A 14,590-nucleotide genomic window follows, 5' to 3' on the forward strand; every position below is an offset into this window, starting at 1 on the left:
CTGTCCTCGTTCGAACTCACCACCGATACGTCAGCTTGCCGATGGCCTTGCGTCCCTCCGCATAGAAGCAGCCCGACAGGCTGTAGCAGGCGGCGACATAGCGGGTGCCGGCGAGGTTGGTGACGTTCAGCGACAGCCGCCAATTGTCCCTGGTGTAGGCGAGCAGCGCGTCCAGCACGGTCGCGGATCCGACCTTGAACGTGTTGGCGTCATCGCCCCAGGTCGCGCCGACATAGCGGAGGCCGCCACCGAACTGCAGCCCCGCGAGCGGCCCGGTCTGAAGCGTGTAGTCGTTCCACAGCGAGGCGCGGTTGAGCGGCACGGTGACCGGCGCCTTGCCGACATTGACGGGATCCCGCGTGACCATTGCATCGACATAGGCGTAGGCCGCGCGCAGGTTCCAGCCGTCGGCGAGCGACATCGTGCCTTCGAGCTCAAGGCCGCGCGATTTTACTTGCCCGGTCTGTTCGGCAATGTTGAGCGGAGGCGCAAAGGTAACGACGTTGTCGCGCGTCAGGTCGAAGGCGGCGAAGGTGAACAGCGCGTTCCAGCCGATCGGCTGATACTTGACACCCACCTCGTACTGCACGCCGGTCTCAGGATTGAGCAGCTGTCCGCTCGGGCCGGTGGCGAGCACCGGCAGGAACGATTCCGAATAGCTGAAATAAGGCGCGATGCCGTTGTCGAAATTGTACATCAATGCGGCGCGGCCGGTGAAGGCCGATGCATCCTTCGCGACGGACGTATTGAAGATTCCGCTGTCTACCTTCGTCGTGACGAAATCCTGACGGCCACTGAGCTGGAACGAGAGCCGGCCGAGCTTGATCTGGTCCTGCGCGTAGAGGCCGACCTGCGATTGCTTGACTCCGGTGTCGTCGCTCATGGCGCCCATGGTCCAGTCGTAACTGTAGACCGGGTTGAAGACGTTGATCTCGGGCGCGGACGTCGTGACGCCAAAGGCGGTGTCGCGGAATCTGGTGTTGCGATAGTCGAGCCCGACCAGCGTGGTGTGGCTCAGGAAACCCGTGGTGAACTTGCCCTGGAGCTGATTGTCCACCGCGAAAGAGTTGATGTAGGAGTTGCTGTAGCTGCCGAAACGCGCGAGCTGTCCCGCGGCCTCGTTGGTATAGCCTCCGCCGAAAAACACCTTCTCCTCGTTGTGCTGATAGGCATAGCGCAAATTCTGACGGAACGTGATGTTGTCGGTGAAATTGTGCGAGAGCTGGTAGCCGGCGGTCGCGATCTCGGTGTTGAACGCGTTGAAGCTCGGCACGCCCGCGAAGAACGAGACCGGGATGGTGCGGCCGTTGATCGGCCACACCGTGCCCGAGGCCGGCAGGAACTGAAGGCCCCACCCTGCTCGGTCGCGCTGGTAGTTCGCGAGAATCGTGATGGTGGTGTCCTCGTTCGGCTTGAATGTGACGGCGGGCGCGATGAAGACGCGGTTGTCCTTGGTGAAGTCGACCTGGGTCTCGCCGTCGCGCACCACGCCCGTCAGGCGCCACAGCACGGTGCCGTCCCTGTTGGCGGGACCGCCCATGTCGAACTGGCCCTGATAACGGTTGAAGCTACCGCCGGAGATCGAGACCTCGCCGAATTGCTGCGCCGTCGGCAGCTTGGTCACGTAGTTGAGGATGCCGCCGGTGCCGCTGCCGCCATACATCGCCGAGGATGGGCCCTTCAGGACCTCGAGGCGCTCTGCGCCGTAGGGATCGAGGCCGTTGAAGTGCACGTAATTGCTGGAGGGAATCCGCAATCCGTCGACGTAGAGGCCCGACATGGTGGTATCGAAGCCGCGGATCTGGAGGGCGCCGAAACGGGTATCCGAGCCGCCGTTGACGTCGCCGCTGACACCCGCGGTGTAGCGCAACGCCTCGCCGATCGAGACCGCACCCTGGTTCCTGACCTGGTCGGTCGTGACGACCGAGACGGACTGCGGGGTTTCGATCAGCGGCGTATCCGTCTTGGTCGCGGTGCCGCTGCGCGTCGCAACGAAACCGCGCACCGGACCATTGGCGCGTTCACCCGTGGCACCGTTCGAGGATGCCGATTGGGTTGGCGCGACTTGCTGCGCCGGAGAGCGACGATTGGCGCGTGCGGTGCGTGTCGCCCCTGAGCGTCGCGTTGATGCGACCGCCGCAGGCCGGGCGCGCTGGGCCGGGGCTTCGACGGTGACGGCGGGAATCTGCGTCTGCGCCTCCACGGCACCGAAGGGTACGACGAGAGCAAATGTGCTGGCCGCTCCGAGGAAGAGAGTCTGTATCTGTCGACGACGCGTGTCGGAACGCGAAGCAAGTTGGAAGTCGGTCACGTCGAGGCCCCACGCACTGCCGGCTTCGCCGGTATCGTTTTTGATGCCTCGCCCTAACGCAGGCGATTTCGGAGCGCGATAGGAACTGCGTTAGAATTTCTCCAGACGCGTGCGCAAACGCGTGCGACGAATGCGCTCAGTCGTGTTTGGAAGTTTGGAATGTTTCCAGACCGACAAGAACCTGCTTGTTCGAAATGTCTGAAACGGCGTCAGCGATGTCGCAGCCGGCGGTTGACCCGGCGCGCGAGATAATCGCCGGCGCTCTGCACCAGCTGCACCAGCGCGATCAGCACCACGACGACGGCGAGCATCATCTCCGGCATGAAGCGCTGATAGCCGTAGCGGATACCGAGATCGCCAAGGCCCCCGCCTCCGACGGCACCGACCATGGCGGAGTAGCCGAGCAGGCTGACCACCGCGAGCGTCAGCGCCAGCAGAAGACCCGGCAGCGCTTCGGGGATCAGCACCTTGAGCACGATCTGCATCGGCGAGGCCCCGAACGAGGACGCGGTCTCGATGAGGCCACCATCGACCTCGCGGATTGCGGCCTCGACCAGGCGCGCGATGAACGGCGCCGATGCGATCGTCAACGGCACGATCGCGGCTGTCGATCCGATCGAGGTGCCGGCCACCAACCGCGTGAACGGGATGATGGCGACGACCAGAATGATGAAAGGCGTGGACCGCGTCGCGTTGACGACGGCACCGAGCACGCGATTGACGAAGGGCGCGGCGAACAGCTCGCCTTTCCGGCTGGTCGCGAGAAAGACGCCGAGCGGCAGTCCAAACGCGGTGCCGATCAGCGCCGCGAGCCCGACCATGTACAGGCTCTCGCCGGTCGCCTGGACGATCAGGTTGATGAGTTCAGGCGACATAGCCGAGACGCTCCGCGGGGAATTGATATTGTGACAGCCAGGCCAGCGTGCGCGTCGTCGCGTCCTCGCCGCTGGACATGCCGAGAGGGATACCAAGCGTCAGCGAGCCCACATGCTGGCCGCCGATCTCGTCGATGCGGGCCGAAAGCAGCGACACGTCGAGGCCGAGTTCGCGCGCGAGCCGCGCCACCAGCGTGTCGCCGGCTCCTGCCCCGCGCACCTGGACGCGGATCACCGCCTGTCCGCCCGCAGGCGGCTCCGAAACGATCCGGCTCGCCAGCGACACCGGCAGGCTGTCTCCGATCACTTCGGCCAGGAAGGATTGCGTGATCGGATGCTTGGGGTGGGTGAAGATGTCGGCGACATGGCCGCTCTCGACGACGAGGCCGGCGTCGAGCACCACGACGTCCTTGGCGAGCTGGCGCACCACGGACATCTCGTGGGTGATCAGCACGATGGTCACGCCCAGCTCGCGGTTGATGTTCGCGAGCAGATCGAGGATCGCCCGCGTGGTCTGCGGATCCAGCGCCGAGGTCGCCTCGTCCGACAGCAGCACGCTCGGCCGCGTCGCGAGCGCGCGGGCAATGCCGACGCGCTGCTTCTGGCCGCCGGAGAGTTCGGAGGGGTAGCGGTCGTGCTTGTCGGCGATGCCCACGAGCGCTAGCAGCTCGGCGACGCGGGCTTTGATGTCGGCCTTGGCCCAGCCGGCAATCTCGAGCGGCAGCGCGATATTAGCGGCCGCGGTGCGCGAGGACAGCAGGTTGAAGTGCTGGAAGATCATGCCGATCGAGCGCTGCGCCAACCGCAATTCGCGCCCTGCGAGCGCCGAGATATCTCTGTTATCGACGACGATGGCGCCCGTGGTCGGCCTCTCCAGCCCGTTGATGAGCCGGACCAGGCTCGATTTGCCGGCGCCGGAGCGACCGATGACGCCGGTGATCGAACCGCGCGGGATCCCGAAGTCGATGTTTTGCAGGGCATTGACGCCGGGCTTGCCGCGATAGGCCGGATAGATTTTCGAGATGCCTTCGAAGCGGACCATCGCGTCAGGCGCAGTCGCGGCAGGCGAGATCGCGTGACCTGAGATCGCGTCAGGTTTTTCGATCGGCTGTCCGATCGCGAGCGACGGGTGGACGTTCATGGAGGCGGCCTTCATGCACAATAGTTCCGCTTGCCTCTCGGGGCATCTGGGAACCGGTCGCATCAAGCGACGGAGAGTGAAACCGCGATGAGGACTCGGCTGGAGCGCGCTGCACCGCAGCACGCACCTTCCCCCTTTCGGGTCGCTCTGGCAATGTCAGATATTTGTAGGGAGTTGGACGAAGTTTTCCAGATTTCTCCCCACTGAAGAAAATTCATCTGCCGCCGTCTTGGCCCTCGCCCCGGCTCAGGTGACCCGCAACCAGGGCCATACGATCAGCAGGAGCCCTGCGAAATAGAGCACCCCGAAAATCAGCCCAAAACCCCAGAACTGACCCTTGCCGATATAGCCACTGCCGAAATACATCGGCGCCGGCCCCGTTGCGTAAGGCGAGATCACCCCCATCAGGCCGAGCGAATACATGCAGAGCATGGCGAGCGTCGTGACCGGCAGGTCGGGGATGCCGGATCCGACCGCGAGCACCACGGGCAGCACGGCGGCGGCATGCGAGGTGATGCTCGAGAAGAAATAGTGGATCCAGAAGAACAGTGCGACCAGCAGGAGCATTGCGGTCGACGGCGACAGCCCGGCGAGCGGCTTTGCATATTCGGTCGCGAACCATTTGATGAAGCCGATCTCGTTGAGGCCCGAAGCCAGCGTCAGCAGCGAGGTGAAATAGAAGAACACCTCCCAGGCGCCCTTCTCGGCGACGATGTCGGCAAACTCGATCACGCCCGTCACCAGCATCAGCGAGATCACGATGAACACGACGGTGGTGGCGTTGACGAAATTCGAGCCCAGAAGCGGCACGCGGATGTCCGGGCTAGAGCCCGCGATCCACAGGAACATCGCGAGCAGGATCAGCGCCAGCATGATCCACTCATTGCGCGACATCGGGCCCATCTCCGCGAGCTCCTTCGATGCCCATTCGGAAATTTCCGGGCTGCTCTTCACCTCGGGGCGGCAGACCGCGTAGCTGAGCAGCGGGACCAGCACCATCAGAAGGAGGCCGAGCGGCGCAAAGCCGATGAACCACTGCGCCCAGCTGACGTCGATTCCGACGGTCTTCTTGGCGATGGCGAGCGCCGCTGCATTGGGCGCGAGCGCGGTGAAAAACAATGAGCTGGTGACGGCGGTCGACGCGAACGCGGTCCACATCACGTAGGTGCCGATCTTGCCGGCGGTCGGTCCCGGCTCGGAGCCGTAGATGCGCGGGATGTTGCTGATGATGGGATAGACGATGCCGCCGCTGCGCGCGGTGTTGGACGGTGTCGCCGGCGCCAGCAAAAAGTCCGACATCGCCACTGCATAGCCGAGACCGAGCGTGTTGGTGCCGAGCTTTTGCACCAGCACGAGCGCAATACGCCGGCCCAGGTGGCTCTTGCGGTACCCGATCGAGAACACGAAGGCGCCGACGATCAGCCACACCGTGCTCTCGGCAAAGCCCGCCAGCATCCAGCGCAGCGACTTGGTCGGATCGGGATCGATATAACCGCCGACGCCGGCAACCGTCAGCCCGATCAGGCCGACCGCGCCGACCGGCATCGATTCCAGGATGAGCCCGGTGATGACGGCCGCGAAGACGGCAAAATAGTGCCACTGATTGACGTTGAGCCCTGCCGGCACCGGCCACAGATAGATCACCAGCCACACCGCGAGCGGCGCGATCAGCTTCCAGCGAAACCCTTTCGCCTCAGGCGCCTGCGAGCTAGTGGCCATGGGCCCTCCCCCTCGATCGTCGTTGTCGTCTGCCGGCCCGTTGATCGGGCCTATTTTGTCCCAGCGCCGCGTATACGGATAGTCCGCGGCGCAATCAATGGCCCGAGCCTGCTTCTACCGCCCTCTGAACTTCGGTTTGCGTCGCGTCAGGAACGCATCGACGCCCTCCTTGTGGTCCTCGCTAAGGCTTGCCAGGGCGAACTGGTCGACGTCCATGTGGCTGGCGAGATTATCCAGCGCATGCGCCAGCCGGTTGACCGTGAGTTTCGTCATGGCAACGGAGAGCGGCGGCTGCGCTGCCACCTTGCGCGCAAGCTCCATCGCGGCATCGAACGCATGGCCGGGATCGACCACCTGCTCGACCAGGCCCCAGTCATAGGCTTCATCCGCGCTGATGCGCTGATCGGCCAGGATCACCGCCTGCTTGGTCCGAGCCGGGCCGATCAAATGCAGCATGCGCGGAATGCTTTGCCAGCTCATGTTCATGCCGAGCCCGATCTCGGGCACCCGCAGATGGGCATCGCGTCCCATGACGCGGAAGTCGAGCGCGACGGCGAGCGCCACGCCGCCGCCGACGCAAAAGCCCTCGATGGCGGCGATCGTGATCTGCTCCATCTCCTGCCAGGCGTGGGTCAGGCGCGGTCCGAGCTTGAGATGCCGCCGCAGCGTGCCGAGGTCCATGTCCTTGCGCGCGCGGCCTTCGGCATCCTTGAGGTCGAAGCCGGCGCTGAACGCGGCCGCGCTGCCTGTCAGCACCACGACAGAGGTTGCGGCGTCATCCTCGAAACTGCGCGCGGCCGCGGTGAGCTGGCGTAACGCCTCTGGCGATAGCGCATTGATGCCGTCGCCGCGGTCGAACCGCACCACCGCAATCCGCCCCTCCGGCCCGATGCCCTTCTCGATCTTCACATAATCAGGCAACGCAAACTCCCCTGGTCTTGGTCTTCCTGGCGCTCACAGATGCCCGGTACGCCGATGTTCGGGTTCGCTTCCATGGATCGGAAACCGGACCGTGGTCCCGATGGTGATCCAGTTGGCATTTTCGCCGGTGATGTTGCGGCCGTAGATCACATCGACGGAGAAGATCTCGTTCGGCCGGTAGCGGACGCCGGTCTGGAAACGCGGCTGCACGATGCTTGCGATCTCGGAGGCGCCGGCCTGCCCGTACGCCTCGATCGTCCATTGCAGGGTGTCGGTGAATTTCCAATCGAAGCCGATGCCGTAGGTCAGGTAATGGCGATCCACCGTGCGATCCCAGAGCCAGCCGCCATTGACGTTGATGCGCATGGTCTCGGACAGGCGGAGGGTCGCGGGGATGACGGCAAAGGCGGATAGCGCCTCGCCGGTCGCCGCGTCGAACGATCCGCCGCCATAGGCCGACAATCCCCACCGGCCGATCCCGGTCGGGATGAAATTCGTCTTGGCTTTTGGCGCGACCGTCGTGCTCCAGTCGCCATCGCTCCGGGCTCGGATGGTCTGCAGGCTCAGCTCGATCGGCCTGAAGGGATCGACGACACAGGAGGGATTGGCGACCGCCGAAAAATCCGTGTTGGAAGCCGTCGACAGCCAGCTCTCCACCTTGCAGGAGCCGACCTCGGAAATGTCGGCGGCATCGACCGCATAGGCGCCATTCGCGGCGCGCGCATCCTGCGCCGCGAATGCGCCAAGAGCCGCGATTGCGGCGGTTATCCCAGTTCTTGCAGCCCAGCCCATGGTGCGATGTTAGCAGAGTCTTCGCCTCGACAACGCCCGGATTCTGGGACTATCTTCGCCCTATGAGCGACCATCATCATCACCACGATCACGACCATTCCGAGCTGTCGGAGACCGAGCTGCGCGTGCGCGCGCTCGAGACGATCCTGACCGAAAAAGGCTATGTCGAGCCAGCCGCGCTCGACGCCATCATCCAGGCCTATGAGACCCGGATCGGTCCCCATAACGGCGCGCGCGTCGTCGCCAAGGCCTGGAGCGATCCGGCTTTCAAGACGGCACTGCTGGAGGACGGCTCGAAGGCGATCGGCACGTTCGGCCATGTCAGCCGCGTCGGCGACCACCTCGTCGTGGTCGAGAACACGCCGCAGCGTCACAACATGGTCGTGTGCACACTGTGCTCCTGCTACCCTTGGGAAATGCTGGGGCTGCCGCCGGTCTGGTACAAGGCCGCGCCCTATCGCTCCCGCGCGGTGAAGGACCCGCGCGGCGTGCTCGCCGATTTCGGCGTGCAGGTCGCCAAGGACGTTGAAATCCGGGTATGGGATTCGACCGCCGAAACGCGCTTTCTTGTGCTGCCGATGCGCCCCGCGGGGACCGACGGCTGGAGCGAGGAGCAGCTCGCCGAGCTGGTCACGCGCGATTCCATGATCGGCACCGGCTTTCCCAAAGCGCCCGGAGCGCCGTCATGAACGGCGTGCACGACATGGGCGGCATGGACGGCTTCGGCAAGGTCGAGCCCGAGCCCAACGAGCCGGTGTTTCACGAGGAATGGGAGTCGCGTGTTCTCGCCATGGTGCGCGCGATGGGCGCGGCCGGCGCCTTCAACATCGACACCTCGCGCTTCTATCGCGAGACGATTCCGCCGCACGTGTACCTGTCGAGCTCCTATTACAAGAAATGGTTTCTCGGGCTCGAGGAGATGCTGATCGAGAAAGGCTATCTCACCCGGGAGGAAGTCGCCGCCGGCCATGCGATGCAGCCGTCCAAGGCGCTGAAGCACGGCAAGTTCGATCTCGGCCAGGTCGAGCGCATCATGGTGCGCGGCAAGTTCGCCCGCCCTGCCCCGGCACTGGCGAAATACAAGATCGGTGACAAGGTCCGCGCGAAGAACATTCATCCGGCGACCCACACCCGCCTGCCGCGCTACGTGCGCGGCCATGTCGGCGTCGTCGAGCTCAACCATGGCTGCCACGTATTTCCGGACTCGGCGGCGATGGAGCTCGGCGAGAATCCGCAATGGCTCTACACGGTGGTATTCGAGGGCCGCGATCTCTGGGGCGCCGACGGCGATCCGACCTCGAAAGTCTCGATCGATGCGTTCGAGCCGTATCTGGACCCGGCGTGATGAGCAGCACGGCTGCTGCTGCCGCGACGGCAGCGATCCCGAGCATTCCGCGCGATGACGACGGCCCCGTGTTCCGCGCGCCCTGGGAAGCGCACGCCTTCGCGATGGCTCTGACGCTGCACGAGCGCGGCGTGTTCACCTGGCCCGAATGGGCGGCAGCCCTGGCCTCCGAGATCAAGCGCGCGCAGGCGGCCGGCGATCCCGATACTGGCGAGACCTACTATCTCCATTGGCTCGCCACGCTGGAAGGTCTCGTCGCGCGCAAGGGCGTTGCGTCTGCGGAGACGCTGCATCGCTACCGCGACGCCTGGGATCACGCGGCAGATCGCACCCCGCACGGCAAGCCGATCGAGCTGAAGGCGGAGGATTTTCGGTAAGATCGCGCATACCCGTCATTGCGAACGTAGCGAAGCAATCCAGAATCCCTCAGCAGAGGCAGTCTGGATTGCTTCGTCGCAAGAGCTCCTCTCAATGACGGCGGAGTGAGGCACCTCACCGCCCCGCCACGTACTCCCGCCACCCCTTTGCCCGCAGGCTGCACGCAGGGCACTCGCCGCAGCCGTATCCCCAATCATGCTGCGCGCCGCGTTCGCCGATATAGCAGGTGTGCGACTGCTCGCGGATGAGATCGACCAGCCCGTCGCCGCCGAGCTCATGGGCGAGCTTCCACGTCGCGGCCTTGTCGATCCACATCAGCGGTGTGTGCAACTCGAACTTGCGGGCCATGCCGAGCGACAGCGCGGCCTGCATCGCGCGAATGGTGTCGTCGCGGCAATCGGGATAACCGGAATAGTCGGTCTCGCACATGCCGCCGACGATGTGACTGATGCCGCGCCGGTAGGCCAGTGCCGCGGCGAATGTCAAGAACACCAGATTGCGGCCGGGCACGAACGTGTTCGGCAGGCCGTCGGCGCCCATCGCGATCGCGACGTCGCGCGTCAGCGCCGTCTCGGATACGGCCGCGAGCGTTGGGATCGACAGCGTGTGGCTCTCGCCAAGCCTGGAAGCCCAATCCGCGCGCAGATCCTTGATGCCGTCGAACAGTCGGTCACGGCAGGCAAGCTCGATGGCGTGGCGCTGGCCGTAATCGAACCCCAGCGTCTCCACGCGCGCAAACCGGTTCAGCGCCCAGGCAAGGCAGGTGGTGGAATCCTGGCCGCCGGAGAACAGCACCAATGCGGTTCCGGATGAAAATACGTCGCTCATGGCCCGCGCTTTAGCATTGCGCACGCTGCTCGCCAATCCGGCCCGCCAACCGGTGGAAATCACCCTGTTCCGCCGCGCTGCGCTGGGAACGGGAGCTCGCTTTTGGCATAAGGCTTGGGAGCCAGGAGACTGCCCCGCAATGACCCCTTCCCGCGACATTTCCCGCCTGATCGAGATCATGGCGGCGCTGCGCACTCCGGTGACAGGCTGCCCCTGGGACCTCGAGCAGAATTTTGCGACCATCGCGCCCTATACGATCGAGGAAGCCTATGAGGTGGTCGAGGCCATCAGCCGCGGCGACCTCGACGATCTCTGCGAGGAGCTCGGCGACCTGCTGCTCCAGGTCGTCTTCCACGCCCAGATGGCATCGGAGCAGAACGCGTTCGCGTTTGGAGATGTCGTCGAGGCCATCACGCGAAAAATGATCCGGCGCCATCCTCACGTTTTCGCCGACAAGGAGGGCAACCTCGCCTCCTCCCACGTCAAGGAGGTCTGGGACCGCATCAAGGCGGAGGAGAAAGCCGAGCGCGCTGCGCGCCGGCCGCCGCAGGAAGCGTCGTCGCACAAATCGCTGCTGTCAGGCGTGAAGGCCGGCCAGCCCGCGCTGACGCGCGCCGTGGAGCTGCAGCGCAAGGCCTCCACTGTCGGCTTTGACTGGAACGATCCGCGCGCGGTGCTGGCAAAAATCCGCGAGGAGGCCGACGAGATCGAGGCCGCGCTTGATCGCAACGACAGCGAGGGCCTCGCGGAAGAGACCGGCGACCTGATGTTCGCGCTGGTCAATCTCGCCCGCCATGTCGATGCCGATCCGGAAGCCGCGCTTCGCGCGACCAACGCGAAGTTCGAGCGCCGGTTTGGGTTCATCGAGCGGGCGCTGGAGGCGCAGGGCCGCACGCTGGAGCAGGCGTCGCTCGCCGAGATGGACGCGTTGTGGAACGCGGCGAAGAGCGAGGAGAAAAGCGCCGCACCGGCCGAGAAAAGCAACCAGGCGCGCGGCTAACTCCTTCGCCGGGACGAAACCTGTTATGCCGACAGTCGCGGCACGGCGTCAAACCGGTTCACCACGATATCCCGCTTGGTCTCGTCCACCCGGACCGTCATGTCGAAGCGGCCGTCGTGCAGCTCTTTCGCCAGCACCTCGGAATTCCGATGCAGCCAGCTGATGCCGGCGCCGTCGGAGGCATCGATCGAGAGGTCGAGCGTGATGCGCTTGGCAGCCAAGCGCTCCTCGATCGCGGCGAGCAGTGCGTCGACCCCCTCGCCCGACACGGCCGACACCAGCATCGCCGGATGATCCTCCGGCCTGCGCGCCGCGATGTTCAAAAGCTCTTCGCGCTGTTCGGGACCATAACGGTCGATCTTGTTCCAGACCTCGATGATGCGGCCTGAGTCATCGGGATTGATGCCGAGCTGGCGCAGCACGGCGTCGACGTCGCTCTGCTGCGCCTCGGCGTCGTCGTGCGAGATGTCGCGCACATGCAGGATGACGTCGGCTTCCAGCACCTCCTCCAGCGTGGCGCGGAAGGCGGCGACGAGCTGCGTCGGCAAATTGGAGATGAAACCGACGGTGTCCGACAGCATCGCCTTGCCGCCATGCGGCAGGGTGAGCGCACGCAGGGTCGGATCCAGCGTGGCGAACAGCATGTCGGCGGCCTGCACGTCGGCGCGGGTCAGGCGGTTGAACAGCGTCGACTTGCCGGCATTGGTGTAGCCGACCAGCGCCACGACGCGGTACGGCACGCGCTGGCGGCCTGCGCGATGCAGGCGGCGTGTGGCCTGCACCTTCTTCAGCTCGCCCTCGAGCTTGGAGATGCGCTCCTGGATCAGGCGGCGGTCGGCTTCGATCTGGGTCTCGCCGGGACCGCCCATGAATCCAAAGCCGCCGCGCTGGCGTTCGAGATGGGTCCATGAGCGCACCAGGCGCGAACGTTGATAGTTGAGATGCGCGAGCTCGACCTGGAGCGAGCCTTCCTTGGTCTTGGCGCGGCGGCCGAAGATTTCCAAAATGAGCCCGGTGCGATCGAGCACCTTTGCCTGCAGCTCCTTCTCGAGATTGCGCTGCTGGATCGGCGCAAGCGCGCAATCCATCACCACGAGCTCGACGTCGAGGCTCTTGGCGAGCGCAGCGATCTCCTCGACCTTGCCCTTGCCGATATAGGTCGCAGGGCGGATCTGGTTGATCGGCGCGATGATGGCATCGGCAACGACGAGATCGATCGCGCGCGCGAGGCCGGCAGCTTCGTCGAGCCGGGCTTCCGCGTCACGCAGGACATGAGCTTCCGATTGCGCGTCGGCATTGCCTGCGCGCACCCGCAAATAGGGACCGATGACAAGCACCCGCCCCGTCTGCGTACCCCCTGCCGACCGCGGACGGTCGGCATCCCCGTCGAAATTCCGGGGTTCCAATCAGATCACTCTCAAGCCGGCTGGTCCTCGCCGCCTTCGAACAACTGGATCGGAGCGCCCGGCATGATGGTCGAGATCGCATGCTTGTAGACGAGTTGCGAGTGACCGTCGCGCCGAAGCAGCAAACAGAAATTGTCGAACCAGGTCACGATGCCCTGGAGCTTCACTCCGTTGACCAGAAAGATCGTCAGTGGCGTTTTGGTTTTGCGAACGTGATTAAGGAAGGTGTCCTGCAGGTTTTGTGCGCGGTCTGCCGCCATTGTTTTTTTCTCGCTTTGAGTTTCTTTTTATTGCGCCGGTTGCGGCCCTCTTTTGAAAATCCGGGGTCCTCGTCCGGTGCCGTCCCTCATGAGATCCCCCTCGGAGGGACAGCGGTTCGATTAGAGGACAGGTAGGCTTATTAGGCAAGCCGCTTCACGCGGCAGCCCACGCCGTATTGCCCCGAAAAACTACGGAAATCGATGATTTTCCTCGCCTATTCCAACGACGTCGCAGCGTTAGCCGACGCCGAGCGCCTTCAACTTCCGGTGCAGTGCCGAGCGTTCCATGCCAACAAACTCGGCCGTGCGAGAAATATTTCCTGAGAAACGGCTGATCTGTGCAATCAAATAGTCGCGCTCGAACACTTCGCGCGCTTCGCGCAGCGGCAGGCCCATGATGTGCTCGCCATTGTTGCTGGTCGGCATCGCCGGCACCATGGAGCCGACATCCTGCGGCAGCATGTCGGCAGTGATGATGACCTCAGGCCCGCCCGCGGCCAGAATCATGACTCTCTCAACGTTGTTGCGGAGCTGGCGCACATTGCCCGGCCAGACATGCGACTGCAGCACCGCCATCGCGTCCTGGCCGATCTGCCGCTTGGGCAGGCCGCTGCCCGCGGAGATCTGCTCCATGAAATAGTCGATCAATTCCGGAATGTCCTCACGCCGCTCCGACAATGCGGGCACGCGGATCGGCACCACCGAGAGCCGATGATAGAGATCCTCGCGAAAATGGCCGGCCGCGATCTCCTCTTCCAGATTGCGCGCGGTGGAGGAGATGATGCGGACGTCGACCTGGACCTTGCCGTTGCCGCCGACGCGCTGGAACGACTGCTCGACCAGCACGCGCAAGATCTTGTTCTGGGTCTCGCGCGGCATGTCCGCGATTTCGTCGATGAACAGCGTGCCGCCGTGGGCCTCTTCGAGCGCGCCGGGCTTGCGCGCGTGCTCGCCGTTGGACTGCTCGATGCCGAACAGCTCGTGCTCCATCCGCTCGGGCGTGATCGCAGCGGCGTTGATGACGACGAAGGGGCCGTCGGCGCGGCCCGAGGCCGTGTGCAACGTGCGGGCGGTCAGTTCCTTGCCGGCACCGGCGGGACCGACGATCAGGATGCGGCTGTTGGCCTTGGCCGCACGCTCGATGGTCTGGCGCAGCTGGTTCATGCTGGGCGAGCGGCCGACCAGCGAGCTTGCGCTCGGCGCGAGCTGCTTCAGCTCCTTGACCTCGCGCTTGAGCCGCGAGTTCTCCAGTGCACGGTTGGCGACCAGGATCAGCCGGTCGGTCTTGAACGGCTTCTCGATGAAGTCGTAGGCCCCACGCTTGATCGCGGCGACCGCGGTCTCGATGTTGCCGTGGCCGGAGATCATCACGACCGGGAGATCGGGGTTGTCCTTCTTGACCTGCTCCAGGAGCTGCAAGCCGTCGAGCTTGGAGCCCTGCAGCCAGATGTCGAGGAACACCAGATGCGGCCTGCGGTTGGCGATCTCGGCGAGCGCCGTATCGCTGTCGCGCGCGGTCCGGGTCACGAAGCCCTCGTCTTCGAGGATGCCCGCAACGAGATCCCGAATATCGGCCTCATCATCGACAATCAGAATTTCACTTGCCATGGGTCG

Annotated in this window: 14 protein-coding genes; 4 read left to right on the forward strand and 10 right to left on the reverse strand. The window is 64.6% G+C overall.

The genetic code is table 11. From position 1 onward, the window contains the following. Positions 1–16: 16 nt before the first annotated feature. The 6 genes from IVA75_RS20970 to IVA75_RS20995 form a co-directional block, all read right to left on the reverse strand. Positions 17–2,005: a TonB-dependent siderophore receptor gene (locus tag IVA75_RS20970; protein WP_247286066.1), complete on the reverse strand. Its 1,989-nt coding sequence runs from the start codon at positions 2,003–2,005 to the stop codon at positions 17–19. Between the two features lie 515 nt (positions 2,006–2,520). After that, positions 2,521–3,186, reverse strand: coding sequence for a methionine ABC transporter permease (locus IVA75_RS20975; RefSeq protein ID WP_247286067.1), 666 nt, complete (start codon positions 3,184–3,186; stop codon positions 2,521–2,523). After that, entirely contained in the window at positions 3,176–4,342 is a 1,167-nt protein-coding gene (locus IVA75_RS20980; protein WP_247286068.1) for a methionine ABC transporter ATP-binding protein, read from the reverse strand. The genes IVA75_RS20975 and IVA75_RS20980 overlap by 11 nt, the downstream gene beginning before the upstream one ends. A gap of 231 nt (positions 4,343–4,573) precedes the next feature. Further along, complete coding sequence (locus IVA75_RS20985) at positions 4,574–6,046, reverse strand: DASS family sodium-coupled anion symporter (RefSeq protein ID WP_247286069.1); 1,473 nt, start codon at positions 6,044–6,046, stop codon at positions 4,574–4,576. Positions 6,047–6,160: 114 nt separating this feature from the next. Beyond that, positions 6,161–6,967 carry an enoyl-CoA hydratase/isomerase family protein gene (locus IVA75_RS20990; RefSeq protein WP_247286070.1) on the reverse strand — a complete coding sequence of 269 codons (807 nt, stop codon included), beginning with the start codon at positions 6,965–6,967 and terminating at the stop codon, positions 6,161–6,163. A gap of 33 nt (positions 6,968–7,000) precedes the next feature. Next, on the reverse strand, positions 7,001–7,759 hold the full coding sequence (locus tag IVA75_RS20995; RefSeq protein ID WP_247286072.1) for a hypothetical protein: 759 nt from the start codon (positions 7,757–7,759) through the stop codon (positions 7,001–7,003). A 62-nt stretch (positions 7,760–7,821) separates the two neighbouring features. On the opposite strand from IVA75_RS20995, the gene nthA reads away from it, so the two are divergent. From nthA to IVA75_RS21010, 3 genes are read left to right on the forward strand one after another with little or no spacing between them, the layout of a single operon-like run. Next, a complete protein-coding gene (gene nthA / locus IVA75_RS21000; protein ID WP_247286074.1) occupies positions 7,822–8,448 on the forward strand; it encodes a nitrile hydratase subunit alpha in 627 nt (208 codons plus the stop codon). Further along, positions 8,445–9,104 (forward strand): nitrile hydratase subunit beta, encoded by a 660-nt coding sequence (gene nthB, locus IVA75_RS21005; RefSeq protein ID WP_027566927.1) that lies wholly within the window; start codon positions 8,445–8,447, stop codon positions 9,102–9,104. The genes nthA and nthB overlap by 4 nt, the downstream gene beginning before the upstream one ends. Next, complete coding sequence (locus IVA75_RS21010; RefSeq protein WP_027566926.1) at positions 9,104–9,481, forward strand: nitrile hydratase accessory protein; 378 nt, start codon at positions 9,104–9,106, stop codon at positions 9,479–9,481. The genes nthB and IVA75_RS21010 overlap by 1 nt, the downstream gene beginning before the upstream one ends. A 115-nt stretch (positions 9,482–9,596) precedes the next feature. Here IVA75_RS21010 and queC read toward each other — a convergent pair whose 3' ends face one another. After that, on the reverse strand, positions 9,597–10,310 hold the full coding sequence (gene queC / locus IVA75_RS21015) for a 7-cyano-7-deazaguanine synthase QueC (RefSeq protein WP_247286076.1): 714 nt from the start codon (positions 10,308–10,310) through the stop codon (positions 9,597–9,599). A 139-nt stretch (positions 10,311–10,449) separates the two neighbouring features. On the opposite strand from queC, the gene mazG reads away from it, so the two are divergent. Further along, positions 10,450–11,310, forward strand: coding sequence for a nucleoside triphosphate pyrophosphohydrolase (gene mazG, locus IVA75_RS21020; protein ID WP_247286078.1), 861 nt, complete (start codon positions 10,450–10,452; stop codon positions 11,308–11,310). Positions 11,311–11,333: 23 nt separating this feature from the next. Here the strand turns inward: mazG and hflX are convergent, their stop codons facing one another. From hflX to IVA75_RS21035, 3 genes are all read right to left on the reverse strand, one after another. Then, positions 11,334–12,716 carry a GTPase HflX gene (gene hflX, locus IVA75_RS21025; protein ID WP_247286079.1) on the reverse strand — a complete coding sequence of 461 codons (1,383 nt, stop codon included), beginning with the start codon at positions 12,714–12,716 and terminating at the stop codon, positions 11,334–11,336. Between the two features lie 11 nt (positions 12,717–12,727). Further along, a complete protein-coding gene (hfq, locus tag IVA75_RS21030) occupies positions 12,728–12,976 on the reverse strand; it encodes an RNA chaperone Hfq (protein WP_007591126.1) in 249 nt (82 codons plus the stop codon). Between the two features lie 237 nt (positions 12,977–13,213). Beyond that, positions 13,214–14,584, reverse strand: a complete 1,371-nt coding sequence (locus tag IVA75_RS21035; RefSeq protein ID WP_007591127.1) for a sigma-54 dependent transcriptional regulator — start codon at positions 14,582–14,584, stop codon at positions 13,214–13,216. Positions 14,585–14,590: the final 6 nt, after the last annotated feature.

This window comes from Bradyrhizobium sp. 134 (assembly GCF_023074155.1).
In the GTDB taxonomy this organism is placed as follows: Bacteria; Pseudomonadota; Alphaproteobacteria; order Rhizobiales; family Xanthobacteraceae; genus Bradyrhizobium.